Raw genomic sequence first — 26,919 nt, 5'->3', positions numbered from 1 at the left:
CTAGCCCGCTGAAGGGGCGACAGAAAGCGGCTGGTCCGAGAAGATGTTGCGGATGACTCCGTTGGCCCACTCCAGGATTTCGGCGTCCTGGAGGTCCCTGCCGCCGATCCGGGCCGTCTTCGGCTTGGGGATGAGGATCGCGTCCAACGCGGGCTTGGACTGCGACCCCGGATACATCCGGGTCAGCCGCATGGTCTTGGACTCGGGAAGCGAGGCCGGCGCGAACTTGATGAAGTTGCCCTGCAGCGCGACGTCGGACAGTCCGGCTTCCCGGGCCCCCACCCGGAATCGCGCCACCTCCACCAGGTTCTTGGCGGGCAGCGGCAGTTCGCCGTAGCGGTCCACCAGCTCGGCCATGACCTCGTCGATGGCCTCGTTGGTGAGGGCCGCGGCCAGCTTGCGGTACGCCTCCAGCCGGAGCCGTTCACCAGGCACGTAGTCGTGTGGCAGGTGCGCGTTGACGGGCAGTTCGATCTTCATCTCGGCGGCCTTTTCCTCGGCCTCGCCACGGAAGTCCGCCACGGCCTCGCCCACCAGCCGGATGTACAGGTCGAAGCCCACCCCCTGGATGTGGCCCGACTGTTCACCGCCCAGCAGGTTTCCGGCGCCACGGATCTCCAGGTCCTTCATGGCCAGCTGCATGCCGGCGCCCAGTTCGTTGTGCGCCGCCACGGCCTTGAGCCGCTCCAACGCCACTTCGCCCAGCGGCTTCTCGGACGGGTACAGGAAGTACGCATAGGCGCGTTCGCGGCCACGGCCCACACGGCCTCGAAGCTGGTGCAGCTGGGACAGCCCGTACTTGTCCGCGCCGTCCACGATCAGGGTGTTGGCGTTGGAGATGTCCAGGCCCGTTTCGATGATGGTGGTGCACACCAGGACGTCGAACCGCCGTTCCCAGAAGTCCACGATGATCTGCTCCAGGCGGCTTTCGGACATCTTGCCGTGCGCCACCTCCACCCGGGCCTCAGGCACCAGCTCACGGATCTTGGCCGCGGTCCGCTCAATGGTGGACACGCGGTTGTGGACCAGGAACACCTGGCCTTCGCGCATCAGCTCGCGGCGGATGGCAGCCGAGGTCTGCTTGTCCGTGTACGGGCCGACGTAGGTCAGCACAGGATGCCGCTCTTCGGGCGGCGTAGCCAGGGTGGACGTCTCCCGGATGCCGGTCAGGGACATCTCGAGGGTCCGGGGAATCGGGGTTGCGCTCATGGCCAGGACGTCCACGTTGGTGCGCATCTTTTTCAGCGCTTCCTTGTGCTCCACGCCGAACCGCTGTTCCTCATCCACGATCACCAGTCCGAGGTCCTTGAACTCGAAATCCTTGGACAGCAGCCGGTGCGTGCCGATCACCACATCCACGGCACCGCTCTTCACACCCTCGGCGGTCTCCTTGGACTCCTTGGCGGACTGGAAGCGGGACAGCGGCTTGACCCGCAGGGGGAAGCCGGAGAAACGCTCGGTGAACGTCTCGTAGTGCTGCTGGGCCAGCAGCGTGGTGGGCACCAGGACGGCCACCTGCTTGCCATCCTGCACCGCCTTGAACGCAGCACGGACGGCGATCTCGGTCTTGCCGTAGCCGACGTCGCCGGACACCAGCCGGTCCATGGGGATTTCACGCTCCATGTCCGCCTTGACCTCGTTGATGGTGGTCAGCTGGTCCGGGGTCTCCACGTACGGGAAGGCTTCCTCGAGCTCCCGCTGCCAGGGGGTGTCGGGCCCGAAGGCGTGGCCTCGCGAGGCCATCCGGGCCGAGTACAGCCGGATCAGCTCGCCGGCGATCTCCTTGACGGCCTTGCGTGCCTTGGACTTGGTACTGGCCCAGTCCGCGCCGCCCATCTTGCTCAGGACAGGAGTGTCCCCGCCTACGTAGCGGGTCACCTGGTCCAGCTGGTCCGTGGGGACGAAAAGCCGGTCGCCCGGGGCCCCGCGCTTGGACGGCGCATACTCGAGCACCAGGTATTCCCGGACGCCGTCGCTGCCGCCGGCCACCTTGCGTTGGAGAAGTTCCACGAACCGGCCGATGCCGTGCTGTTCGTGGACCACATGGTCCCCCGCCACGAGCTGCAGGGGGTCTACGGCGTTCCGCCGCTTGGAGGGCATGCGCCGCATGTCCTTGGTGGAACCTGCGGAGGTGCGGCCCAGCAGGTCTGCTTCGGTGAGCAGGCCCAGTTTCAGCCCGTCCAGGACGAAACCGCGGCCGACGGCGGCAGTGGTCACCTCGATGATGCCCGCCTGCGGCTCGTGGTCAAGGCTGTCCACGCGGGCGCAGGGGATGTCGTTTTCGTGGAAGAGTTCCGCCAGCCGCTGGGCCGGGCCGGGGCCTTCGGTGGCCACGACGATCCGCCACTGGTCGCGGACATGCGAGCCGATGAACGCCATCATCTCCGCGACGTCACCCTGATAGCCGCGCGGTTCACGGGCGTGAAGATTCAGGACGTCAATCTCGGGAAGGAGCTCCGCGTCCTGCGCCAGCGAGGTGATGGACCACCAGGAAACGCCGTGCCCCAGCGCCGAACCGCGGGTCTCCGCGAGCGACCGGAAGCTCGCCGAATGCAGCGCGGCCGATGCCTGCGAGCTGAGGTCCAAAGGCGCGGCACCGCCGTCGGACGCAGTGGACCACGCGGCCTCAAGGAATTCCTCGTTGGTCGCGGAAAGGTCGTGGGCCCGGGTGCGCACCTTTTCAGGTTCGATGACGACGGCGATGGACTCCGCCGGCAGCTGGTCCACGAAAGGCACCATGGCGTCCACCAGCACCGGCGCCAGGGATTCCATGCCTTCGACCGCGATGCCGCCGGCGATCTTTTCCAGCATGTCCGCGGCGGCAGGCAGCTCAGCCTTCAATTTCGCCGCCCGGGACATCACGGACGCGGTAATGAGGATTTCCCTGCAGGGCGGGGCATGCAGTTCCGTGGGGTGGTGGATACCGGGGGCTGACAGCGAGCGCTGGTCCGCCACGGCAAACCAGCGCATCTGGTCCACCTCGTCACCGAAGAACTCCACGCGGATGGGGTGGTCCTCCGTGGGCGGGAAGACATCGATGATGCCACCACGGACAGCGAATTCACCGCGGTGGGTCACCATGTCCACGCGGGCGTAAGCAGCGTCGGCAAGGCTCCGCACCACGTCGGTGAAGGGCACGTCCTGGCCCACCTTCAGAGTCACCGGGGCCAGGTCACCCAACCCGGCCACCACTGGCTGGACCACGGCGCGGACGGGGGCGACGACGACGCGCAGCCGCTCCGCCGTCGAACTTTCCGGATGCGCCAGGCGGCGCAGGACCGAGAGCCTGCGCCCCACGGTGTCCGATCGGGGCGAGAGGCGCTCATGCGGGAGGGTCTCCCAGCTGGGGAACTCGGCCACCGAATCCGCGGGGAGGTAGGCGCGCAACGCCGCCGCCAGGTCCTCTGCTTCACGGCCGGTGGCGGTGACTGCCAGCACCACGCCGGGATCGGCCGCACCTTCCTGCCCTGCCGCGGCGGCCGCGAGGCCATCCGCCATCTCCGCGAGCAGCACTGGCCGCAAGCCCGCCGGCGCGCTGATTTGGTAGTCCTGTCCCCTGACGGCGAACCCGCGTCCGGCCTCAGCCCTGACGCGGGCGTAAGACTGGTCCGGGGCCAGTGCACGGCGCAGCCCATCGAGCGTGGGGCCGTGCGTGGCGGTAACGGGAAGGCTCATGACAGCTGCTCCTGGGGTATTCACGGAAGATCGCAGGCAACGCGAAAACCCGAAATTCGCTGCGAATCCCGGGTAACCCCAGCCTACCGCGCACCGGTGACATTCAGGTTTGGCGGATTTTCCCGGCCCGCTCCCATGCAGGCGCCGGGACTCCAGCGGGGCTACGCTGGCAGGGCCGGACCTTTTTCCGGGAGCGGCCGTCCATGACGGCGGCGGCTCCGAACGGCTATAGCAGGACACCGCTGCGGACGAACAGGAGCCAGCATGACCGGAGACAGCACCACAGATTCGCCCGGACCGGGGCACGAAGGCACAGCCTCGCCCCGAACGGTCCTGGTCACCGGGGCCACCGGCTACATCGGGGGCCGCCTGGTGCCCAAGCTCCTGGAGGCCGGCCACACCGTCAAGGTGCTGGTGCGCTCCCCGGACAAAATCGCCGGCGTGCCCTGGCGGAACCAGGTGGAGGTAGTCCAAAGCAGCCTGGACGACGGCGACGCACTGCGCCAGGCGCTGGCCGGCGTCGATGTCTTCTATTACCTGGTTCATTCGATGGCCGCCGGGGCGGGGTTTGAGTCCAAGGAAAAGGCCATGGCCAGGACCGCCGCCGAGGCTGCAATGGCGGCCGGAGTAGGCAGGATTGTGTACCTGGGCGGCCTGCACCCGCAGGGGGTGGAACTCTCCACCCACATGCGTTCGCGCGAGGCCGTGGGCAAGGTGTTCCTGGACAGCGCGGTGGACGCAATCGTGTTCCAGGCCGGCGTCGTGATCGGTTCCGGTTCTGCCTCCTTCGAAATGATCCGGCACCTCTCCGAAACGCTGCCGCTCATGCCGGCACCCAGCTGGGTGCGCAATCGGATCGAGGCGATCGCTGTCCGCGACGTCCTGTACTACCTGGTAGCTGCCGCTTCACTGGAGGGCACCATCAACCGGACGTTCGATATCGGCTGCCGCCAGGTACTGACCTACGCGAGGATGATGCAGGAATACTCGTCGGAGGCCGGGCTGCCCTACCGGGTGGTGTTGGCGCTGCCCATTCCCGCGCCCAAGCTGGCAGGCATGTGGGTGGCGCTGACCACGCCCATCCCGTGGTCCATGGCGGTCCCGCTGGTGCAGTCGCTCCAGCATGACGCGGTGTCCAACGAGCACGACGTTGACGGGTACATTCCGCAGCCCGACGGCGGCCTCACCCCCTACCGCACAGCGGTGGCCCTTGCCCTCGGCAAGGAACGGGACGGACAGGTGGAGACCACCTGGGCGAATGCCGGCGCGGATTCCGATCCCCTGCCCAGCGACCCGGAATGGGCGGGGCACAAGGTGTACATCGACGAGCGGACTTTCCACGGTGATGTGGATCCTGCCCACGTATGGAAGGTCATCGAAGGAATCGGCGGCCGGAACGGCTGGTACTCACTGCCTTTGGCCTGGCAGGTCAGGGGCTGGCTGGACAAACTGACCGGTGGCGCAGGCCTCCTGCGGGGGCGCAGGCACCCGCATAGCCTGCACGCAGGCGAGGTAGTGGACTGGTGGCGGGTGGAAAGCATCGACAGGGGCAAGCTGCTGCGCCTGCGTGCCGAAATGCGGGCGCCGGGACGGGCCTGGCTGGAGCTCTCAGTGGAACCCGATGGTGACGGAAGCCGATACCGGCAACGGGCCATCTTCTTCCCGAAAGGCCTCAGCGGCAGGCTGTACTGGCTGGCCGTGCTCCCCTTCCACAGCTTCATCTTCCCGGCGATGGCACGGAACATTACGGCCGCTGCCCAGGAGCTGGCCAATGCGGAGAGGCCCGCCGCAACCCCGTAGGATGTTTGGAGCCTCATCCGATCGCGACGTCCCAGGAGGACCTATGGCCCTGAGCGCCACCACCACCGTTCCGCACCCCGTTGACAGCGTTGCCGCTGTCCTGGTGAACGAGGATTTCCAGCGCCACGTCAGCCAGCTGGTAGGCGGAAACCTGGAATCGTTCACCGTTGACGGTGACATTGCCGGCGCCTTCAGCGCCACGCTGGTACGGACGCTGCCCACCACCCGCCTTCCCGATATCGCCCGGAAGTTCGTCGGCGAGCACCTGAAGGTGACCCAGGTGGAGACCTGGGACGCCCCCGCCGCCGATGGCTCCCGCAAGAGCAACATCTCCCTCAAGGTTGCCGGTGCCCCCGTTGACGTGACCGCTGTCCAGCGCCTGGTGGCCGAAGCCACCGGAACGCGGGTGGAGCTGGAAGGCGAGGTCAAGTCCTCGGTACCGTTCCTGGGCGGCAAGATCGCCGACGCCGCCGAGCCCATGGTGGCAAAGGCACTGAACCTGCAGGCCACCCAGGCGCAGGCCTGGCTCGAAAGCCACTAGTACATGCAGCTTCCTGTCTTCGCCGCGCTGGTCCTGATCATCGCCGGTGTCTGGTCACTGGCCGTCTGGCCGCAGTTCCTGCGCCGGGTCATGAAGGACCCCCGTGCACGCGATGCCGCCGGAAAAGCCACCAAATTCCTGACGGTCCACGTGGTGCTGGTCAGCATCTCGATGGTGCTGGGAGCGGCAACTGCCGTCATCGGTGTTCTGGGGCTGCTGGGTTAATACCCCCGCTGCTGTTTTAACCCAAGAGGTCCACTTCCCACCGGGAAGCGGACCTCTTGGCATTTGCGGGGCAACGCGTGTCGGCGGGCACTGGGTGTTTGCGGGCAGCGCGTGTCTGCGGGCAGGCGGGGCGCGTTCGGCCCGGCCCGGTCAGGACGCCTGGTTGAGGGCATCCTCCGCGGCCACCCAGGAAATCATGGCGCACTTCACGCGGGCCGCGTACCGTGCCACGCCCTCAAACGCGGCGGCGTCCCCCAGCAGTTCAGGATCGGCCGGGATCTTGCCCCGCGACCTGAGTACTTCACGGAAACTGTCAATCACGCCGTGCACTTCGGCCACCGTCATGCCTTCGGCGAGGTCACTGAAGACCGAGGCCGAGGCCATGGAGATGGAGCAGCCGGCGCCGTCCCAGGAAACCTGGGTCACCTTTCCGTCGGCCACGGCCAGCCGCAGGGTCACCTCGTCGCCGCAGACCGGGTTCAGCTGGTGGGACTGCCCGGTGGCTGCTCCCTGGGGTGCGGGGGTTTCGGCCAGGCCGCTGCCGTGCCGGGCCTTGGAGTGGTCAAGGATAATTTGCTGGTACAACTGGTCAAGGCTCATTGCTTACCTTCGGTTCTGGCGGCTAAGCGCGGAAGTAGGCCCGCACGCCGGCCACGGCGTCCAGGAACTGGTCTACGTCGTCGGTGGTGTTGTACAGGTAGGCGCTGGCGCGGGTGGTGGCGGTCAGCCCCAGCCGGCGGTGCAGCGGCTGGGCGCAGTGGTGGCCCACCCGGACGGCGATGCCCATCGAGTCCAGGAACTGTCCCACGTCGTGGGCGTGGACGCCGTCGACGTCGAACGCAGCCAGCCCGATGCGTTCCTCACCGGCTGCCGGCCCCAGCACCCGGATCCCGGGAAGCGCCTCAAGACCCGCCACCATGCGCTGGCCAAGGTCCATTTCCCACCGGTGGATCCGGTCCAGGCCGGTCTCCGTGAGGTAATTGGCGGCGGCGGCCAGGGCAACCGCCTGCGAAATGCGCTGCGTGCCTGCCTCGAAGCGCTGCGGCGCCGGGAGGTATTCGGCCCGTTCCATGGTGACCGTAGTGATCATGGAGCCGCCGGTGAGGAACGGTGGAAGGATATCCAGGAGTTCCTGCCTGCCGTACAGCACACCGATGCCTGTGGGCGCCAGCATCTTGTGGCCGGAGAAGACAGCGAAGTCCACGTCCAGCTCTTTGACGTCCAGGGGCATGTGCGGCGCGGACTGGCAGGCGTCGAGGACCACCAGGGCATTGGAAGCGCGGGCCAGGGCCACCAGTTCACGGACCGGATTGATGGTTCCGAGGACGTTGGAGGCGTGCGTGAAGGCCAGCACCCTGGTGCGGCTCCCGATGATCCCCGCAGCCTGCTCCAGGTTGAGCCGGCCGGCATCGTCAATGGGCAGGTAGCGGAGCGTCGCACCGGTGCGGAACGCCAGTTCCTGCCACGGGATGAGGTTGGCGTGGTGCTCCATTTCGGTGACCACTATTTCGTCGCCCGGTTTCAGGGCAAGGCCCTTCAGCGCCGAGTCCCCCCGGCCCTGGGCAGCCCAGAGCGCGGCGTTGGACAGCGCGTAGGAAATAAGGTTGAGCCCCTCGGTGGCGTTGGAGGTCCAGACGGTTTCGGAATAGTCCGCGCCGATGAGGTCCGCCACGGTCTGGCGCGCGTCTTCGAAGGCTTCGGTGGCTTCGACCGCGAGGTGGTGGGCGCCCCGGTGCACTGCTGCGTTGCGCTGCTCGTAGAACTCCTGCTCGGCCTCGATCACGCTGAGCGGGTTCTGGGACGTCGCCCCGGAATCCAGGTACACCAGCTGCTTTCCGTTGACCATCTGGTTGAGGACCGGGAAGTCGTTACGGATGCGCAGGACCTCGGCGTTATCCATGACCGGAACGGACCGCTCCAGGGTGGCGGGCGTTGATACTACGGCCAAGACGTGCTCCTTGAGATGCCAGCGGTTGACACTCAATTGTCCCACAGCACGGCTGTGGCGGCCGCCCGGAGGGGCAGCCGCCACAGTCGCTCCGGGCTTCAGCCCGCGGAGCGGAGGGCCGGCGACGGCTGGGGGGAGAGTCTCGGTCTCAGAAGACTCTGACGTCGCCGGCCCCGTCTCGGTCCGGCCGGGTGGGCCGGAAGTTCAATGAGGCCTTGATGTGTTTCGGCAAACCCGTGAGGCTCTTTGCTGCCGTGTGCTTTGCCTCCTTAAGTAAATCCCGCGGGACCGCCGCGCACACGAGTAGGGTGTACTCGAATTCCGGCGGGTGCCACTACGGGGACACTGAGTGTCGATACCCGCCGGGCTTGCGGGCCCTGCGGCGCATGGCGTTAACGCAGGGCCCGGGTGGTTGCGGATTTAGCTCAAAGGCGCGCGGAGTCAGCAGGAAGGCGGGCGGAGAATGCGGTAATAACAGATTGCGCGACGGCGGCAGCTACCGGGGAAGGGCGGTTTCCAGTTCGTCGCGGCTCCGGACGCCCAGCTTGACGTAGGTGCGGTAAAGATGGCCTTCAACCGTGCGGACGGAGACCATGAGGCGTTGCGCTATTTCGCGGTCCGTGAGGCCCTGGACGGCCAGTTCCACGATGTCCTGCTCCCGTCGCGTGAGGTGCACGGTGGGTGCCGCCGCGATGAACCGGCCTTCGCGGAACCGCTCCCCCAGTTCGTGGTCGCACTTTTCGCGCTGCGCCACGGCCTGCCGGGAGCGGCGGCGCTCCCCCACCTGATCAAGAACGGCGCTGGCACGGGCGTAGGCCTCGCGGGCAAGGTTGACGAAGCCTGATTCCTCCAGCGAAGCTGCTGTCATCATCAGGGCGTCCCCATCTGCGGCTTCCCACCCGGTGGCAAGGGTCAGCATGGCCTCGGCCCAGCGCCCCTGCAGGCCGCCTGCTGCTTCCTGCACCATGGGAATGACGGAAGGGTCCCCAAGGTCCCAGCAAACGGCGAGCAGTTCAAGCAGCTGCCCGGCCCGGCCGGAGGCTTCGGTGGTGGTCATCAGCGTGTGCAGCGACGCCAGTCCCTTGCCGTCGTGGGCAAGGTACTCTCCGGCGGCCATGGCGTAGCCCCGTGCCAGGAGGTCGGCGGGACCACCGGCCATGGCGTCTGCATAGTCCTGTTCCAGCCGCTTGGCCTGTGCGGCGTCCCCCAGGCGGGCAGCAACGTAGTACCCCAGTGCGGCCCCGAAGCCGAACAGCTGCAGGGGGTCGTTAAGGCGCAATGCCTCAACGGCCGGGAGCAGCACCTGGTAGGCCCGTTCCATCCGGCCCTGGCGAAGCAGCGAGTACCCGCGCAGCACCTGCAGGCTGCCGTTGAACGTGGCCACTCCTGCAGCATGGGCGGCGGCGTAACTGTTGAGTTCCCGCTCCGCGGACTCCCATTCGCCCATGGCCAGGTAACAGCTCACCAGCCTGCCGAGGACAAATTCCGGAAAGAAGTACAGGCTGTCCTCGAGCGGGGACAGCTCGGACGCGGCCCGGAGGGCGGCGTCAAGGCCGTCTGCGGGGCGGCCCGCCGCCGCGAGTGCGTGTGCCAGCAGCGCTTCCCCCAGCGCGGCCATTGGTTCGGCCTTGGTCTCGGAGAGGCCAGGTACCCTGATGCCCTCCACCTCGTCCGCCAGTGCCTGGCAATCAGCTTCGGCCCCCGACTGAAGCAGGCGCAACAGCTGTACCGGCCAGGCCGGGCCCGCCTCGCCGGCCCGGGAAACCTGGCCGAGAACGTCTTCGGCCACGGCTGCCAGGGACTGCCCGGCAGCCTGGTGGGCCGATACCCGCAGCAGGAGGACGGCAGGCCCCTGGGGATCATCGGCGAGCGATGCCCAGCACTCGTCGAGGAGTGCTGCAGCGTCAGCGTAGGCACCTTCGTTGTAGAGCGCCCGGGCCTGGATGGCCTGGGCGAGCGGCAGTGCGCCCGGGTCCTGGATCCGGGCTGCGATGGATTTGGCGCTGTCATTGCGGAAACGCAGGAGTGCTTCGCGGGCGGACTCCAGCATCTCCTCCTCGGGCACTTTGACTCCGACTTCGATGGCCCATTCCACGGACCGCAGCCGCCCCTCACCGCGAAGGACCGTGCCGTTCTGCCGGGCACGGATTTTCTCCTGCAGCTGGAGGCTGCGGGAGACCGAGATCGTGATCCTGATGGCGTCGGAAAAGAGGTTGTTCCACAGGGACAGCTCGGCAGGCACGCCTGACGTTTCGACGGCCACCTGCTGGTCCAGCAAGGAGCGGACCACCGGCGCCCCGCAGATTTCTTCGATGACCTTGCGGCCCACCGGGCCCGCCAGTGCGATCAGCTTGAGCGCTTCCTGTTCCTCGGGGTTGCGCCGCAAATGGTCCTTGGCAACCACCGCTGTGAGCCGCGGTCCGTCGGCGGGCAGGGCACCCAGCAGGATCCAGATCCCGTTGCGCTTCGAGAGGATTCCCGCTTCGGCGGCATCGTGCAGCAGCGCATCGAGGAGGCGGGGGTTCCCGCCGGAAGCTGCCCACACAGCCTCGATGGTGGCGGCGGGAACAGTACCGTCCAGCAGGTGGGCCAGGACTTCTTCGATCTGTTCCCTGTTCAGCGGGCGCAGGTCCACCCGTTCGGCGAGCCCGTCGTACCAGAGCTGGTCCAGCGGCTGGGGCAAGCCAGGACGCGGCCGTGCCGCCGCCACCACGGTGGCCCAGCCGGCTGAAATCAGGTCTGCGACCACTCCGGCGGACGCCTCATCAAGGTAATGGGCGTCGTCCAGCACCATGAGCACTGGCGCACTGTTCCCGGCCCGAAGCTTTTCGAAGTAGCTCCACATGGACCGGAGCACCGCCACCGGGGAGACGGATTCCTCCGCTGTCAGGTCGCCGGTGTAAGGCGTCAGGACACCGAACGGAACCGCCGCAAGGGCGGAGCTGCCATGGATCCGCAGGATGTTCAGCTCATCCGCGAGGCGTTCCGAAATGGCGTCGGCAAGGGACGACTTTCCAATCCCGGGGCCGGCCATGACAAACACCGCCTGGCTGGTGCGGTTCCGGACGATGTTACAGATCCTGTCCAGCGGCTCGCGGCGTCCGGTGAGGACCCTGCTTGCTGCTGCTTTGTGGCCGTTAGACGAGTCCAGTCAGATCACCCCTGGAGGTTACGCCGAGCTTGGTGAAGACCTGGTACAAATGGCCCTCAACAGTCCGGACTGACACGCCCATTTCCAAGGCGATGTCGCGGTTGGATGCACCCCGTCCCGCAAGCCGCGCTATTTGCCGTTCCCGGCTGGTCAGCAAAGGGCTGCCGCTGCTGGGCACAATGGGAAGGTTCGCGACCGTGGTGGCCAGGATGTCCAGGCGGGCCTGGGCCGTGCGCGCCGAGATCGAGTCGCCGTCCTGGCGCGCGAAGTCAACCGCGAGGGCCATGCACCGCGCCTCGACGGCATCCAACTCCAGCGTGGCGGCAAGCTCGCCACCAGCCAGGAGGATCTTGGCATCCTTGGTACGGCTGCCCAGGGCAATGAGACGGGAGACCTCGGCCAGCGGACCCTGGCGGCGACCGGCAATGTCTTCGAGTATCCGGAAATCGGCATCACTGCCGTTGACCGTGGCCGCGAGTAGTTCGACCCCTGCAAGGGTATGAAGGCCCGCAGCGAGGTTCCGTCGGGCGGATTCTTTGAGCCGGGCCACGGAGTCGGCGTCGTTCAGCCAGCGGCCGGCCGTCAGTGCGCAGAAGCTGATGATGCTCTCGTCAGCAAAGCCGGCGTTTGCAGGGATCCTTTGCAGCTTGCCCAGGTACTTGCGGGCCTGGGGAGCGTTTCCTGTCTGCGCGTACGCCAGGGCGGTAGCGGCATAGGTGTATCGGAGCGCCGTCTGGACGGGGTGGAGTTCCAGCTGCGCGCCGGCCGAGATCAGCAGGTCCAGGGCCGCGGCGCCACGGCCTGCGAAGACGTAGGCTATCCCGGCGCCCAGCTCGCTTGACGCCGTCCCGTAGGGCAGGCGGTACGGTTCGTCAGTGCTCTGCGGGCCCAGGAAGTCCAGGCACCGACGCCACTGGCCCGCCAGCAGCAGCACCAGGTAGGACTCTTTGGTGTACTGCTCCCGCAACCCCACCACGTGGGAGGCGTCGCTGATCTGGCCGCCGAGCTGGCGCATCAGGCCCAGGGCGTCCATCTCGCGGCCGGTGAGCACCAGAGCGGTCATCAGCAGGATCGCGGCGTGCATGCGGTACCCGGTGTCCGGGTTCAGTGTGGGATCGGCCGCGGCTTCAAGATCAGGAATGAGTTCGGCGTAGCCGCCCATAAAGGCCCGGTACTCGAACGCGCTCAGGGCCACGCGGTTGGCTGCGACGGCTGCAGGCTCGGGCCAGGACGGCTGCTCAGCCCCCGTGCCGGCCAGCAGGCGTTCCCGGGCTTCGCCGAGCAGTGACGGCACTTTGTCCGCGTGCTCTGGCAGGCCCATCATCACCTTGGCTTTGGCGGCGACCACCTGTGCGTACTCGTCGACCTCGAGGGCGTCCAGCTCAGGCTGTGAAATGTCCTCAAGGGCGGCCAGTGCCTGGTCCGGCATATCCAGCTGAAGGTAGGCGGCCGCGCGCTGCCGCTGGGCAGGAACCCATTCCCGGTCTCCGCGGCGAAGCAGTTCGCCGTAGGTCAGCGCGAACCGCGGGTCGAAGAGCTGGACCGCGGCCTCGGCTGCCGAAAGCGCCAGTGCGGGACTCAGTTCGGCCTCGCACTCGTGGGTCCAGGCGGCAAATGCCATCAGCTCTTCGACGGTCATGCCCGCCGGGTCCGGTTCCACGCCCCCCAGCAGCACGGCACGCAGTTCACGGCGCCGGGCAATGCTCAGCCAGGTCCGCACGACGTCGCCGATGTATTTCTCGCGCAGTGATACCCAGCGGTGGTCGGAGTCGTCGATTTCGAGGAGTCCGCCGTCCTCCATGTCCGCCACCACGTCGGCACCGTAGATCGAGGTCAGCCGGGACAGCTCCACGCTCCGGGCGCAGGACAGCATTTCTATGACTTCGCGGGTTTCCGGGGTTTCCCGCGACCAGCGGGAGCGGACAATGTCGTCTAGGCTGGCGGCGCCGTCAAGGACTACTTTGTCGCGCAGGGTCCAGACGGAGTCGGACAGGACCAGGTTGCCGGACAGTTGCTGCTCGGTGACCAGCGCCTTGAGCAGCAGTGGGTTGCCTCCCACCATCTGGTGGTAGGTGGTGACCAGGGAGGCGGACACCCGGTGGCCCAGCAGTGAAAGGAGCACTTGCCGTGTCTGGAGCTCATTGAGGTTGCTGAGCCGGACTTCGGTGAGCCGCCGGTCCGTCAGGAGCCAATGGAAGTCAGCGGGGAGGTCGCTGATCTTGGGTGCCACGGCGACGATCTTGGCGGTCCCGGTCAGGAGCACGTTCAGGAGCACGCCGGCGCTGAGGTCGTCGATGGTGCCGGAGGTGTCCAGCGTGATTACGCAGGGCCTTCCCGCGGCGTCACTGCGGATCAGGGACGTGATGCCGCGCAGAATGGCCGTGGGCGAGCCCATGTAGGCCTGCGGGAGGCGGGCCAGCAGGAAGGAGAGGCAACCGTAGGGTGTGGTGGAGCCTGCAGGTCCGCTGCGGAGCTGCAGCGACCAGACATCCGGACCAAGGTCTGTGACGGCGGCACGGGCGAGGGAGGATTTTCCGACGCCCCGGCCGCCAGTGATGACGACGCCCAGCGAGTTGTCTGCCGTCAGTGCAGTGCGGACCGTTTCAAGGTTGGCGCTGCGGGCGGGCACGGACCATTGCGGCCCCGGGCTTCCCTGGGCCGGAGTACGCAACCCTGCGTCCAGGGGTGCTGGCCCGCGCCCCCAGCTGAGTGGCTCGATTGACATGAACGTTCCCCTACATCCAGCTATAGCGGGATGTAGCCCCTTTGCTCCCCCGCATAGCAAGAAGAGTACCTTGCCCGGCAGACAACGAGACAGGTCAAAGCCACTTTAAGTTTTTTGTGGCGCCGGCCGGTGCCTGTTATCCGGCCGTCTTGGCCGGGTGGAACTTCTGCTGGGCCGCGGTGAGGCCCTCCTGCAGGAGCAATTCGACGGCGTCAGCCGCCTCGTCCAGCAGGAACGGAAGCTCCTTGAGCTCTGCGGTTCCGAAATCGCGCAGCACGTAATCTGCCGTGTCCATCCGGCCGGGGGGACGGCCCACACCTACCCTGACCCGGAGGTAATCCTTGGTGGCCAGCGCCTTGGAGATGTCGCGCAGGCCGTTGTGGCCGCCTTCGCCGCCCCCGATCTTCAGCTTCACCGTATTAAAGGGGATGTCTATTTCATCGTGGACGGCCACCACGTGGTCTGGCGAAATCCCGTAGAAATTTGCCAGCGCAGATACCGGTCCGCCGGAGACGTTCATGTATGTCATGGGCTTGGCCAGCACCACGCGGGGGCCTCCGATGCCAAGGCGCCCTTCAACCACCTGGGCGCGTGCCTTGTGGCTCTTGAACCCCGCGCCTACCCGGCCCGCCAGTTCATCGAGGACCATCTGGCCCACGTTGTGCCTGTTCCCTTGGTACTGGGCGCCGGGGTTGCCGAGGCCAACTATCAGCCAGGTATCAGTCATGGATCAATCCTAAGGTGGGTGGTCTTGCGGCTCGGGCTCAGGCATGGCAATGGCCGGACCCCGTGCGGGATCCGGCCATCGGCACAGCGTGCGGAGTGGCTACTCGGCAGCAGCTTCCTCGGCAGCGGGAGCTTCTTCGGCGGAAGCTTCGGCCTGCTCGCCTTCTTCCTCGGCGATTTCGACTTCCTCGGAGATGTTCACAACCAGCGCCTCGGCGTCGGTCAGCAGGACAACGCCCTTGGGCAGCACGAGGTCAGACGCGTGGATGTGCTCGCCGGCGGCGCGGCCTTCGATGGAAACCTCGACGGCGGTGGGCAGGTGGGTTGCCTCGGCCTCGAGGGACACGGTGGTCAGTTCGAGGTTGTGGACCGTGCCGGGAGCGGACTCGCCTGCAACATGAACGGCAACGTCAACGGTGACCTTTTCGCCCTTGCGGACGGTCAGGAGGTCGATGTGCTCGATGATCTGCTTGATCGGGTCGCGCTGGATGTCCTTGACCAGGGCCAGGTGGCCTTCGCCGTTGATGTCCAGGGACAGCAGTGCGTTGGCGGTGCGGACGGCAAGGGTGGTGGCCTTGGCCGGGAGGGTGATGTGGATGGGCTCTGCGCCGTGGCCGTAGATAACGGCGGGGATCAGGTTGGCCATCCGTGCGCGGCGGGCGTAGCCCTTGCCGAATTCGGTGCGCAGTTCTGCTGCGAGCTTCTGCTCAGACATGGAATCTCCTTGAAGGCTAAACGGTGTTCAGCGAGGGCGGAGGTCTGGGATGACCTTCAACGCCGGGCGGCCGGGGCGGCCCAATCCAAGAAGGCTGTTCTTCATCTGAAGGACAGGTCAGACCCAGTCGATCACGGAGATCTGCAAGCCGTCGAAGCGGCCGCTCTCCCTCGCCAAGGTTTCGGGGTAAAGCCTACCAGTGCCGGCACCGTTTACTGAAAACGGTACCGGCACCGGCAGGTACAAGCGGGTGCTACGCGTTGCCGTCGAACAGGCTGGTGACCGAACCGTCGTCGAACACTTCACGGACGGCGCGGGCAATGAGCGGCGCGATGGACAGCACCGTCAGCTGCGGAAACCGCTGCGACGAGTTCAGCGGCAGGGTGTTGGTGACCACCACTTCACGCGCGCCGGACTCGGACAGGCGCTGTGCAGCAGGCTCGGAGAAGACGGCGTGCGTGGCGGCGATGATGACATCCTTCGCGCCGGCGTTCTTCAGCACCTGGACAGCGCCGGAGATGGTTCCGCCGGTATCGATCATGTCGTCGATCAGGACGCAGGTGCGTCCCTCGATCTGGCCCACCACGGTCTTGGAGACGGCCTGGTTGGGGACGGTCAGGTCGCGGCTCTTGTGGACGAAGGCCAGCGGGGCTCCGCCCAGGCGTTCGGCCCACTGCTCCGCGACACGGACCCGGCCGGTGTCCGGGGACACAACCGTGATGTTCTCGGCGTCAACGCGGGTGCGGATGTAATCGGCCAGCAGCGGGATGGCCATCAGGTGGTCAACGGGGCCGTCAAAGAAACCCTGGATCTGGGAGGTGTGAAGGTCCACGCTCATGATGCGGTCCGCACCGGCGGTCTTGTAAAGATCGGCCACCAGGCGGGCCGAGATGGGTTCGCGGCCGCGGCCCTTCTTGTCCTGGCGGGCATACGGGTAGAACGGCGACACCACGGTGATCCGCTTGGCGGAGGCACGCTTCAGCGAATCGATCATGATCAGCTGTTCCATGAGGTGGTTGTTCAGCGGGGCGGGGTGGGCCTGGATCACGAACGCATCCGTGCCGCGGACGCTTTCACCGGCGCGGACGTAGATCTCGCCGTTGGCGAAGTCGTACGCGTCCACCGGGAGGAGGTCGGTGCCGAGCTCCTTGGCGATTTCCCGGGCCAGCTCCGGATGTGCCCGCCCGGTGGCGAGCACCAGCTTCTTCTCGCCGTGCGCCGTAATTTCGCTCATTGTTACTTGCCCTCTTCTGTAGATGCCGGGGTACTTGAGGAGTTGTTGATGGCCGCCTGGGCCAGTTCGGCGGACCGGCTGCCGGGACGGTTGGCCGGGACCCACCCTTCGGTGTTGCGCTGGGCGGCGATGCTCAGTGCGAGCGCACCTGCCGGGACGTCCTTGCGGATCACCGCGCCCGCGCCGCTGTAGGCGCCGTCCCCCACGGTGACCGGTGCAACGAAGACCGTATTGGAACCTGTCCTGACGCCTGAGCCAATGACGGTGCGGTGTTTCTTCTCGCCGTCGTAATTGGCGGTGATGTTACCGCAGCCGATGTTGGTGTCTTCGCCGATTTCAGCGTCGCCGGCGTAGCCCAGGTGGGACAGCTTGGAGCCGCGTCCGATGGTGACGTTCTTGGTTTCGTAGAAGGCGCCAATTTTGCCCTTTTCGCCCAGGACGGTGCCCGGGCGCAGGTACGTGAAGGGTCCGACGGCGGCGCGCGGGCCGATCACGGAGCCGGAGCCATGGGTGCGGACCACCGTTGCACCCTCACCCACCTCGACGTCCGTAAGGGTGGTGTCGGGCCCGACGACGGCGTCCCGGGCCACCGAGGTGGAGCCGTGCAGTTGCGTGTTGGGCAGCAGGCGGACGTCCTCGTCCAGGGTGACGGAGGAATCGATCCAGGTGGTGGACGGGTCCACCACCGTCACGCCGGCGCGCATCCAGGCTTCCACGGTGCGCCGGTTCAGTTCAGCGCCCAGGGCGGCGAGCTGGACGCGGTCGTTGGCGCCCTCCACCTGCCACCGGTCAGCGGTGACGACGGCGGCAACGCGGCCGCCTGCCTCGCGCGCCAGCCCCAGCACGTCGGTGAGGTATTTCTCGCCCTGGGCGTTGTCGGTGGTGACCTTGCCGAGTGCTTCGCGCAGCACGGCGGCGTCGAAGGCGTAGATCCCGGAGTTGACCTCGCGGATCAGGCGCTCGGCGTCAGTGGAGTCCTTGTGTTCGCGGATGCCGGTCACGGTGCCGTCCGCTCCGCGGAGGATGCGGCCGTAGCCCGTGGCGTCGTCCAGGACTGCGGTGAGCACGGTGACCGCGTTGGCTTCCCGTTCGTGCGTGGCCACGAGTTCGGCCAGCAGTTCACCGGTGAGCAGCGGGACGTCCCCGTAGGTGACCACCACGGTGCCGGTGAGCTCTTCCTTGGCATTCAGCGCCTGCAGCGCCACCTCCACGGCACGGCCGGTGCCGGGCACCTCGTCCTGGTCCACGATGGCCGCGGACGGGTCGAGTTCCGCCACGTGTCCGGCCACAAGGTCGCGTTCGTGGCGGACCACGATGGCGAGCTGCCGGGGTTCAATGCTGCGGGCGGCGAGGAGCGCGTGGCCCACCATGGAGCGTCCGCCGATTTCGTGGAGGATCTTGGGGGTACGTGACTTCATCCGGGTACCGGCACCTGCTGCCAATACGATGACTGCGGCCGGACCGGTGTTTTCAGGGATCACGTACGGATTCTCCTCGCTTTGTTGCGCTGGCGCTTCATGGTGTCCGGCCAACCTCCGCCGGCCCGGCACCGGGAGTTACCTGCTGAACTCCCCGCACAGCAGTTCCGCCCATAGGATTCGAACCTATACTCCACGGCTCCAAAGGCCGGGGTGCTGCCGTTACACCAGAGCGGACCATGCCTCCGGCACAAGGCCCGGGCACAAGTCCCTATTTTGCCACGGGTTCGGGGCAGCGCGCGACACAGCCCCGGCCGGCCGCGAGCGGGGCGCCTCCCGGAAGCGGGAAAACAGGCCTGCCGGGGTAGGGCATGATGGAAATGTGAGCAACAACCCCCCGCGGACACGGATGACCAGCCTTCAGCGGCGGAACCAGCTGATCGACGTGGGGCGCGGCCTCTTCGCAGTCCGCGGACTGGACGGCACCACCATCGAAGAAATCGCCGCCTGCGCGGGCGTCTCGAAACCAGTGATCTACGAGCACTTCGGCTCCAAGGAAGGCCTCTACACCCAGGTGGTGGACTTCGAGTTCCACATCCTCCTGGACGCCATCAACACTGCGCTGGCCGACGAAGCCAAGCCGCGCGTCCTGGTTGAACGCGCCGCCCTCGCCCTGCTCACGTACATTGAGGACCGCACTGAGGGCTTCCGGATCCTCATGCGCGATGCTCCCCCGTCCCAGCCCGAAGGCGCTTTTTCCACCCTCCTGTCCCACGTCACCGCCAGGGTGGAGCACATCCTGTCCGACGAGTTCTCCCGGCGCGGCTTCAGCGGCCAGGACGGCGCCATGTACGCCCAGATGCTGGTGGGCATGGTGGCCATGACCGGCCAATGGTGGCAGGACAGCCGCCAGCCGGACAAGAACACGGTCGCCGCGCACCTGGTCAACCTCGCCTGGAACGGCCTCACCGGGCTCAAGAAGGAACCTGAGCTGCAGTCCGAACCCTAGCCGTGGTCACCTTCGTGAGCGGGGCACCTGTCCTCTGCGTGCTGCTCCTTCGTCGCTTTGACGCACGCTGCCGGACAGCCGCACCGCTCCCGTGTGCCGCCGTCGCCACCGCCGGAGGCGGGCCTTCGGAAAGTCGCGCATCGCTGCACATCGGAGCGTTGAGGTCGCTCAGCGACCGAGGCGGTCCCTATGTGCAGTGTCTAAGCGACGTCGAAGGGCCGGTTCCGGCACCCAAGGAGAGCTAGTCGCCCAGGAGCTCTGAGGCTTCGAGCCACTCCATTTCCAGGGTGTCCTTTTCGTCGGTGAGGTCCTTGAGCTGTTTGTTCTGGGTGGCGAGCTTATCGAAGTCGCCGGCCTCGGTGGTTTTCAGCATCAGGTCGTGAAGCTTCTTTTCCTCCTGGTCGAGCTTCTTGATCTGCCGCTCGATCCGGTTAAGGGCCTTGCGGGCCTCACGCTTTTCGGCTTCGGAGGGTCCTGTCCCAGTTCCCGCAGGTGCTGCGCCGGCGCTGGTAACGGGGTTTCCGCCGCCGGTCACGGTGGACCCGGCCAGGGCTGCCTCGCGGAGTTCAAGGTACTGGTCCACGCCGCCGGGCAGGCCGCGGAGCTTACCGTCGCCCAGCAGCGCCATCTGGTGGTCGGTGACGCGTTCCAGCAGGTACCGGTCGTGGCTGACCACCACCAGCGTGCCCGGCCAGCCGTCCAGGACGTCTTCGACGGCGGCGAGGGTGTCGGTGTCGAGGTCGTTAGTGGGCTCGTCGAGCATCAGTACATTGGGTTCGCCCACCAGCAGCCGCAGAAGCTGCAGGCGGCGCCGCTCACCGCCGGAGAGGTCCCGGACCGGAGTCCACTGCTTCTGGTTGGTGAACCCGAGCTGCTCCACCAGCTGGCCGGCGGTGAATTCCTTGCCGCCCACGTTGAAGGAACGCTTCTCGCGCTCAATGACCTCGATCACGCGCAGGTCAGCGACGTCGTCGAGCTCCTTGACTTCCTGGGTGAGGACCGCGGTGACCACCGTCTTGCCGCGCTTCAGCTTCCCGGCGTCGGGGGCGATTTCGCCGTTCAGGAGCTTCAGGAGCGTGGTCTTGCCGGCGCCGTTGACGCCCACCAAGCCCAGTCGTTCGCCCGGGGCCAGGCGGAGCGTGATGTTGTCGAAGAGTTTCTTCCCGTCGTCGTCGCCCTGGAAGTTCAGGGAGACGTTTTCCAGGTCCAGCACGTCTTTGCCTTGGCGCGCGGTGGCCATCTTGCTCAGCGCCATTGAATCACGCGGAGCGGGAACGTCGGCGATGAGCGCGTTGGCCGCCTCGATCCGGAACTTCGGTTTGGCAGTGCGGGCAGGGGCTCCACGGCGCAGCCAGGCGAGTTCCTTCTTGACCAGTTGCTGGCGCTTGCTTTCCACCACGGAGGCCATCCTGTCCCGCTCCGCGCGGGCAAGGACGTAGGCAGCGTAGCCGCCCTCGAAGGGGTCCACGATGCCGTCGTGCACCTCCCACGTCTTGGTGCAGATTTCGTCGAGGAACCAGCGGTCGTGGGTGACCACCAGGAAGGCGCCCTGATTGGCGCGCCAGCGCGACTTCAGGTGCCGGGCCAGCCAGGCCACACCCTCGACGTCGAGGTGGTTGGTGGGCTCGTCGAGCATGATGACGTCGTGGTCCTCGATCAGCAGCTTCGCCAGGGCCACGCGGCGCTTCTGCCCGCCGGACAGCGCATGGACGTTGGCATGCCAGTCGACATCGGACACCAGGCCGCCCATGATTTCACGGATTTGCGGGTTCCGTGCCCACTCGAAGTCGGCCTGGTCACCGACGATCGCTACGCCCACCGTCAGGTCGCCGTCGAGCACGTCGCTCTGGTCCAGGTAACCGACGTTGACGTCGCCGCGCTTGGTGACGCGGCCGGAATCCGGGGTGGAGCGCAGGGCAAGCAAGCGCATCAGCGTGGACTTGCCGTCGCCGTTCCGCCCCACCATCCCGATGCGGTCGCCCTCCTCGAGTCCGAGCGTGACGCCGTCCAGGACTGTGCGGGTGGCGAAGGAGACCGTGAGGTTTTCGCCGCCAAGAAGGTGTGCCAAAAAGAACTGCTTTCTGCTGCCCGGATGGGCATTGCGCTGCTAGAGAAGGGTGTCGGAGATGATGCGGGCGCCCGGGACGGGACCGTGGACGGCGAGTGCGGAAAGGCCTTGGTGCTGCAGGTCTTCCGCCAGTGCTTCCGCTGCCACGGAGTCATCCGCGAGCAGCGCCACGGTGGGCCCGGAGCCGGACACGATGCCGGCGATGGCGCCATGCGATTCGCCGATGCCCAGCGTATCGCGCAGTGAGGGGGCCAGTTCAATGGAGGCCCGCTGGAGGTCGTTGACCAGGATGCGGCTGAGGGCGTCTGCGTCGCCACCGCGGAGTGCGGCCAGGATGTGCGGATCGACGCCGGTGGGCTCGTCCGCGTCCACGCCCTCCGCTTCCCGGAGCCTGTCCAGGGTCCGGAAGACTTCCGGGGTGGACAGGCCGAAATCGGCGGTAACCAGGACCCAGTGGGTCTTTGCCTTGGCGAGTGCCGGTGACAGTTGGTCCCCAACCCCGAGCCCTACCGCCGTACCGCCGAGCAGGGAGAACGGAACGTCGGCTCCGAGTTCGGCAGCAAGGTGCGCGAGTTCCTCCCGGGAGAGGCCGCTGTTCCACAGGGCGTCACAGGCCAGGAGGGTCGCGGCGGCGTCCGCCGATCCCCCGCCCATCCCGCCGGCCACGGGCACCCTCTTGGTGATTTCCAGGTGGACCCCGGTGGCGTGTTCGGAAACGTCAGCCATGATCGCGGCGGCCCGGTAGGCCAGGTTGCTGGCGTCGAGGGGGATCTCGACACCGTCAAGGTCAAGGGTGCTGCCCGGGCTCAGGCTCACCGTGATGCCGGGTGTTTCCGTGCTGGTGGCGGCGACTTCCTCATAGAGGGAGACGGCCAGGTAGACGCTGGCTACGGAATGGTAGCCATCGGGCCGAAGCGGGCCGACGTCCAGCGAGACGTTGATCTTCCCGGGAGCCTTGACCCGGACCGTCCGCGCTGCGAACCGGACGGGGGGCGTATTCACGCGCCCGCTTCCTTGGCTTCGGCGATCCTGGCGAACGCGGCGATGTCGATGACCTCACCGCGCGCGGTGGGGTCGACGCCGGCCGCCAGCAGGCAGCGTTCGGCTTCCGCCCCTCCCCCGGCCCAGCCGCTGAGCGCAGCACGCAGGGTCTTGCGCCGCTGGGCGAAGGCCGCATCGATCACGGCAAAGACCTGCTGGCGGGTGGCGGTGGTGGCAGGCGGCTCGCGACGGGTGAAGGCGACCAGTCCGCTGTGGATCTTGGGCGCGGGCCAGAACACGTTCATGCCGATCACGCCGGCTTTGCGCATCTGGCCGTACCAGGCTGACTTGACGGACGGAACGCCATAGGTCTTCGAGCCCGGGCCGGCGGCCAGCCGGTCGGCTACCTCGTCCTGGACCATGACCAGGCCGTGCTGCAGGCTGGGGAAATGCTCCAGGAGGTGCAGGACCACGGGCACCGCAACGTTGTAGGGCAGGTTGGCCACCAGCGCCGTGGGTGCCACGGGCAGGTCCGTGACTTTCATGGCGTCAGCCTCGACGAGGTGGAAATTCCCGACGGCGGCCGGCCGCCATTCAGCCACAGTGGCCGGAAGCTTGGCGGCGAGGACGGGATCGATCTCCACAGCCACAACGGCCGCGGCGGCGTCCAGCAGGCCCAGCGTGAGTGAGCCGAGGCCTGGGCCGACCTCCAGGACCGTCTCCTCGGCCCCGATTCCTGCTGCCGCCACGATCCTGCGGATGGTGTTGCCGTCGATGACGAAGTTCTGGCCCAGGGTCTTGGTGGGCCTGACGCCGATCTCCCCTGCCAGCCGGCGAATGTCGGAAGCACCGAACAGCGGAGCGGGCGCGGCGGGGTTGGGTTCAGTCACCTAGGTATCCTATCCCGCGTGGCCGGACCGTTTCCGCCGGGCCGGCCGTGTTAACGGCTGAAGCCGGGCCCGGAAAAATACCGGGCCCGGCTTCAGCCGTTAACCATGCCAGTACAGGCTGGCAGCAGATCAGCTAGCTGCTGGCTGCCCAGCCGCAGCCCCACGGCTGCAGGCCGCGCTGCGCGTAAACGCGGTTGGCGATGTCGATCTGCTGTGCTTTGGTGGCCAGGCTTGCGTTGGGGGCATAGGCCCCGCCGCCGGCGCCGATCCAGGTCTGGATGTCGAACTGCAGGCCGCCGTAGTAGCCGTTGCCGCTGTTGATGCTCCAGTTACCGGTGGACTCGCACTGGGCGATCTTGTCCCACATGGCCTCGTTCATCATGGCCGGCGCAGCAGCGCCGGTGTTGCTGCCGGCGGCCGGGGCCGCAGCGGCCTGGGCAACGGGCTTTGCCTTGGTTCCGACCGTCACCTTCTCAGCGACAGGCTGGACGGCTACGGCTTCAGAGACGAGGGTGCGGGAGGCTTCACGGCCGTCCACGAGGACCAGCTTGAAGGTCTTCTCCAGCTTGCCCGCGGCACCTGCCTGGGTAACTTCCTTCTCACCCTTGAGCATCTCGGCGTTTTCGGTGGTCACCGTCTCGAAGGGGACGTCCTCGGTGGTTTTCGCGGTCTGGCCGTTATCAACCCGGGACACCTTGATCACCATGTTGTTGACGACGTGCGCGTTGGCAGGCTGGGAGGTCCGGTCGTTGGCGCCAATGGTCAGCCCGGCACTTTCGAGCACGTCGCCTACGGTGGCCGCCGTGGTGGTGGTGGTGTTCACCTTGCCGTCGGCGACGATGCTGACGGACTTGGGAGTGGAGATGGACACGAAGGAGCCGGCGAGTGCGAGCTGCGCGTCTTTGGGGACGGAGAGCGATGACGTGCTGGCCACGCCGAGTTCGGTGACCAGGCCCGCGACGTCCTGCGCGGTGGTACTGACCGTCTTTTCAGCTCCGTCGAGGCTGACCTTGACTTCCTTGGCCTGGTTGACGTTGATGACGGTCCCGTTGTGGACCGAGGCGTCGATGGGCGGGGAAACCCTGTCTGCGGGCTTCAGTTCGATGTTGGCACTCTTGACGACCTGGCCTACGGTGCCGCCAAAGGTTTGGACGGAAGAGACTTTCCCATCAACGTTGAGCGTGATGGTTTTGTTATTGCCGACGAAGGCTACGAGCCCTGCTACCAGGGTGCAAAGCACCAGCAGCTGGGCACCAACCTTGAAAAAGCTGATCTTGCCATCCGATGTGAAGAACTTGACCACGATTGCCCGTAACTTTAGGTCCATCCGGGCACGGGGATTTGCGCAGTAAAATGCCCGGCACCGCTTTCGAACAGCAGTCCGGGCACCTTTGCGCCGCCTGCTTCCCGCCAGCGGCCAGGACGGGACAAGGTCCCGGCATGTGATGCTGAAAAGGAAGCGAAATTACCCGTTGGCCTTCCCCGACCCCGGCTAATAGTTTTCCACTGTAACCGTAGCGTTATAAACGGGCCAACAAATTTGCATACCACGTATGCCTTGAAGGTCACTCAACGTGACACTCCTCAGCCCCAGGATCCGTAAGCCCGCACCGTATTTGAGCTGATGCCGGTGCACAGCTCCGCAAGGTCCGTGCCTGTCAATTCGGCCATGGCGCGGACGGTGTAAGGCACCATATAGCTGGCGTTGGGCCGGCCCCGGTGGGGATGCGGGGTCAGGAACGGGGCGTCTGTTTCCACCAGGACGAGTTCCGGGTCTGCGACCGCGAGCGCGGACCGCAGGTTGGCGGCGTTCCGGAAAGTCAGTGTCCCGGCGAAGGACATGTACCAGCCCTCGCGGTTGCAGACGGCGGCAAGCTCCTCGTCGCCGGAGAAGCAATGGAACACCACGCGGTCCGGAGCACCCTCTTCCGCCAGAACCTGGACCACGTCGGCGTGCGCGTCCCGGTCGTGGATCTGGAGGGTCAGGTCCAGCCGTTTGGCAATGTCGATGTGCCTCCGGAAGGAGTACCGCTGATGAGCAAGTCCCTCGCCTTCCGTTCGGAAAAAATCGAGGCCTGTCTCGCCGATGGCACGGATCCGCGGGTGGGATGCCAACTCTTCAATCTCAGCCAGGGCGTCTTCGAGTTCGCCGCGGGCGGCATAGCCGGGAGCATCATTAGGGTGCAACGCCACAGCGCCCAGCAACCGGTCATCCTGCTGCACCGCCTGGACTGTAAACCGCGACGATTCCAAATCGCAGCCCACCTGGACTGCCCCTTGGACACCCACGGCGGCAGCGGCGTCCAGAGCTTCGGCTATCCCCACCGGCCCTTTCCCGTCAGGAAAATCCAGGTGCGTGTGGTTATCCATTACCGGTACCGGCAGCGGTTCGGGCGCTGGCGGATATTCGCGTTTCGGGGATGCTGCGCCACCCTGGGAACCACCCGTTGAGGGTTCGCGGTAGGCATCGGGGGTCTGCGGACTGCACATCACTCCAGCCTAATGGCGGAGCGCACCACGATTTTGCCGGAACTCTCTGCCGGGCCAGGCAGTTGTGTTAGTAGTCTGGTGGGAGCACATGAGAACGCCCACCGACGGGCGAAGGCAGGCTTGCTGTCCCGTCCAGGTGAAACCCTGGCTGAAAGGTTGCCGATGGAATCTTACCGACGCACTGCCAACGATGTGAGCGCTGCGAACCGCAACCTGGCGGGCGTTTCCGATCCCGTCAGCCACCTGAACGGGCACCGTGCCGCCGCCATGGATGCTGACTCGTTCCACGACGCCAGCCAGCGGATCCTCAGCGTTGTTAATACGGTGATCGACGGGAAGTCCGACGCCGCCGAGCTTGCGTTGACCGTCCTGCTCGCCCAAGGCCACCTGCTGCTGGAAGATGTTCCAGGCGTCGGCAAGACCCTGTTGGCCAAAACGCTTGCCAAAACCATTGACTGCACCGTCAGCCGCATCCAGTTCACCCCGGACCTGCTCCCCTCCGACGTGACCGGTGTGTCCATTTACAACCAGTCATCCCGGCTCTTCGAGTTCCGTCCGGGGGCGGTTTTTGCCAACATCGTCATCGGCGACGAGATCAACCGGGCGTCAGCGAAAACCCAGTCCGCCCTCCTCGAGTGCATGGAGGAGCACCAGGTGACCGTGGACGGCACTTCCTACCGGCTCGACGAACCCTTCATGGTGGTAGCCACCCAGAACCCCATCGAGATGGAAGGCACCTACCCGCTGCCCGAGGCCCAGCGCGACAGGTTCATGGCCAGGATCTCCATGGGCTACCCGGACAAGGACGCCGAAATCGAGATGCTTGAAACCCACCAGGCGGCGTCGCCGCTGGCTAAGGTCTCAGCCGTGGTCACCGCTGCGGAGGTGGCGGCCATGATCACCACCGTGCAGCAGGTCTACGTCTCACAGGCCGTGAAGGAATACACCGTGTCCGTTGGACGGGCTACCCGGGAAAGCCCGCTGCTGCGCTTGGGAGCCAGTCCGCGGTCCATGCTGCAGTTGCTTCGCGCGGCGAAGGCGACCGCCGCCCTGGACGCCCGCGACTTCGTCCTCCCCGATGACGTCGTCCAAGTGGCCGAGGCTGTCCTGGCGCACCGGATCATCCTGGACCGCAAAGCTGCCGGTGCCGGCGAAACAGCGCACAGCGTGCTGCAGGGCATCCTGTCGCGGCTCCCGGTCCCGCAGGCACCCGCGGGCGCCGGATACACAGCGGCTGCGGGCACTGCCGCCGGAACACGGAACCAGGCCGCCCGAAACGCCGCGTCCGTGGCAGGTTCCGGCAGGAACCGCTAAGCGGTACGC

19 protein-coding genes and 1 tRNA gene are annotated in these 26,919 nt (G+C 66.6%); 5 read left to right on the top strand and 15 right to left on the bottom strand.

Features of this window, described 5'->3' with window-relative positions:
• Nucleotides 1-3,675 (bottom strand): transcription-repair coupling factor, encoded by a 3,675-nt coding sequence (mfd, locus tag UC32_RS09025; RefSeq protein ID WP_045730897.1) that lies wholly within the window; start codon nt 3,673-3,675, stop codon nt 1-3.
• Nucleotides 3,676-3,939: 264 nt separating this feature from the next.
• Between mfd and UC32_RS09020 the strand changes: the two genes are divergently transcribed.
• Genes UC32_RS09020 through UC32_RS09010 form a run of 3 tightly spaced genes read left to right on the top strand, consistent with a single transcriptional unit; the run spans nt 3,940 to nt 6,241 of the window.
• On the top strand, nt 3,940-5,475 hold the full coding sequence (locus UC32_RS09020) for an SDR family oxidoreductase (RefSeq protein ID WP_045730896.1): 1,536 nt from the start codon (nt 3,940-3,942) through the stop codon (nt 5,473-5,475).
• Between the two features lie 43 nt (nt 5,476-5,518).
• Nucleotides 5,519-6,016 carry a DUF2505 domain-containing protein gene (locus tag UC32_RS09015; protein ID WP_045730895.1) on the top strand — a complete coding sequence of 166 codons (498 nt, stop codon included), beginning with the start codon at nt 5,519-5,521 and terminating at the stop codon, nt 6,014-6,016.
• Between the two features lie 3 nt (nt 6,017-6,019).
• Nucleotides 6,020-6,241: an SCO4848 family membrane protein gene (locus UC32_RS09010; protein WP_045730894.1), complete on the top strand. Its 222-nt coding sequence runs from the start codon at nt 6,020-6,022 to the stop codon at nt 6,239-6,241.
• A gap of 150 nt (nt 6,242-6,391) precedes the next feature.
• On the opposite strand, the gene sufU is transcribed toward UC32_RS09010, so the two are convergent.
• The 9 genes from sufU to UC32_RS08965 form a co-directional block, all read right to left on the bottom strand.
• Entirely contained in the window at nt 6,392-6,841 is a 450-nt protein-coding gene (sufU, locus tag UC32_RS09005) for a Fe-S cluster assembly sulfur transfer protein SufU (protein ID WP_045730893.1), read from the bottom strand.
• A 22-nt stretch (nt 6,842-6,863) separates the two neighbouring features.
• Nucleotides 6,864-8,189 (bottom strand): aminotransferase class V-fold PLP-dependent enzyme, encoded by a 1,326-nt coding sequence (locus tag UC32_RS09000; RefSeq protein WP_045730892.1) that lies wholly within the window; start codon nt 8,187-8,189, stop codon nt 6,864-6,866.
• 496 nt (nt 8,190-8,685) lie between these two features.
• Nucleotides 8,686-11,340 (bottom strand): LuxR C-terminal-related transcriptional regulator, encoded by a 2,655-nt coding sequence (locus tag UC32_RS08995; RefSeq protein WP_327077618.1) that lies wholly within the window; start codon nt 11,338-11,340, stop codon nt 8,686-8,688.
• Nucleotides 11,327-14,065: a LuxR family transcriptional regulator gene (locus UC32_RS08990; protein WP_045730891.1), complete on the bottom strand. Its 2,739-nt coding sequence runs from the start codon at nt 14,063-14,065 to the stop codon at nt 11,327-11,329. Before UC32_RS08990 ends, UC32_RS08995 begins: the two co-directional genes overlap by 14 nt.
• Nucleotides 14,066-14,201: 136 nt before the next feature.
• Nucleotides 14,202-14,792, bottom strand: coding sequence for an aminoacyl-tRNA hydrolase (pth, locus tag UC32_RS08985; RefSeq protein WP_015936504.1), 591 nt, complete (start codon nt 14,790-14,792; stop codon nt 14,202-14,204).
• Nucleotides 14,793-14,891: 99 nt separating this feature from the next.
• Nucleotides 14,892-15,506 (bottom strand): 50S ribosomal protein L25/general stress protein Ctc, encoded by a 615-nt coding sequence (locus UC32_RS08980; RefSeq protein WP_015936503.1) that lies wholly within the window; start codon nt 15,504-15,506, stop codon nt 14,892-14,894.
• 253 nt (nt 15,507-15,759) lie between these two features.
• Nucleotides 15,760-16,740, bottom strand: coding sequence for a ribose-phosphate diphosphokinase (locus UC32_RS08975; protein ID WP_045730890.1), 981 nt, complete (start codon nt 16,738-16,740; stop codon nt 15,760-15,762).
• 2 nt (nt 16,741-16,742) lie between these two features.
• Nucleotides 16,743-18,221: a bifunctional UDP-N-acetylglucosamine diphosphorylase/glucosamine-1-phosphate N-acetyltransferase GlmU gene (glmU, locus tag UC32_RS08970; protein WP_045730889.1), complete on the bottom strand. Its 1,479-nt coding sequence runs from the start codon at nt 18,219-18,221 to the stop codon at nt 16,743-16,745.
• A 102-nt stretch (nt 18,222-18,323) separates the two neighbouring features.
• Nucleotides 18,324-18,395: transfer RNA gene (locus UC32_RS08965), tRNA-Gln, on the bottom strand.
• 145 nt (nt 18,396-18,540) lie between these two features.
• Between UC32_RS08965 and UC32_RS08960 the strand changes: the two genes are divergently transcribed.
• Nucleotides 18,541-19,167 carry a TetR/AcrR family transcriptional regulator gene (locus UC32_RS08960; RefSeq protein ID WP_045730888.1) on the top strand — a complete coding sequence of 209 codons (627 nt, stop codon included), beginning with the start codon at nt 18,541-18,543 and terminating at the stop codon, nt 19,165-19,167.
• A 241-nt stretch (nt 19,168-19,408) separates the two neighbouring features.
• Here UC32_RS08960 and UC32_RS08955 read toward each other — a convergent pair whose 3' ends face one another.
• From UC32_RS08955 to UC32_RS08935, 5 genes are all read right to left on the bottom strand, one after another.
• Nucleotides 19,409-21,235, bottom strand: coding sequence for an ATP-binding cassette domain-containing protein (locus tag UC32_RS08955; protein ID WP_045730887.1), 1,827 nt, complete (start codon nt 21,233-21,235; stop codon nt 19,409-19,411).
• Between the two features lie 39 nt (nt 21,236-21,274).
• Nucleotides 21,275-22,237, bottom strand: coding sequence for a 4-(cytidine 5'-diphospho)-2-C-methyl-D-erythritol kinase (locus UC32_RS08950; RefSeq protein WP_045730886.1), 963 nt, complete (start codon nt 22,235-22,237; stop codon nt 21,275-21,277).
• The gene (gene rsmA, locus UC32_RS08945; protein WP_045730885.1) at nt 22,234-23,106 is read right to left on the bottom strand and encodes a 16S rRNA (adenine(1518)-N(6)/adenine(1519)-N(6))-dimethyltransferase RsmA; all 873 of its coding nucleotides are present in this window, start codon (nt 23,104-23,106) and stop codon (nt 22,234-22,236) included. The genes UC32_RS08950 and rsmA overlap by 4 nt, the downstream gene beginning before the upstream one ends.
• A gap of 133 nt (nt 23,107-23,239) precedes the next feature.
• Nucleotides 23,240-24,409, bottom strand: a complete 1,170-nt coding sequence (locus UC32_RS08940; protein ID WP_045730884.1) for a resuscitation-promoting factor — start codon at nt 24,407-24,409, stop codon at nt 23,240-23,242.
• A gap of 281 nt (nt 24,410-24,690) precedes the next feature.
• Nucleotides 24,691-25,596 carry a TatD family hydrolase gene (locus tag UC32_RS08935; RefSeq protein WP_045730883.1) on the bottom strand — a complete coding sequence of 302 codons (906 nt, stop codon included), beginning with the start codon at nt 25,594-25,596 and terminating at the stop codon, nt 24,691-24,693.
• Nucleotides 25,597-25,758: 162 nt separating this feature from the next.
• Between UC32_RS08935 and UC32_RS08930 the strand changes: the two genes are divergently transcribed.
• Nucleotides 25,759-26,910, top strand: coding sequence for an AAA family ATPase (locus tag UC32_RS08930; RefSeq protein WP_052690551.1), 1,152 nt, complete (start codon nt 25,759-25,761; stop codon nt 26,908-26,910).
• Nucleotides 26,911-26,919 lie beyond the last annotated feature (9 nt).

It is taken from the genome of Pseudarthrobacter chlorophenolicus, assembly GCF_000962805.1.
In the GTDB taxonomy this organism is placed as follows: domain Bacteria; phylum Actinomycetota; class Actinomycetes; order Actinomycetales; family Micrococcaceae; genus Arthrobacter; species Arthrobacter chlorophenolicus_A.
Note: the sequence above shows the minus strand (reverse complement) of the source record. Positions and strands in the feature narration are given on the sequence as shown.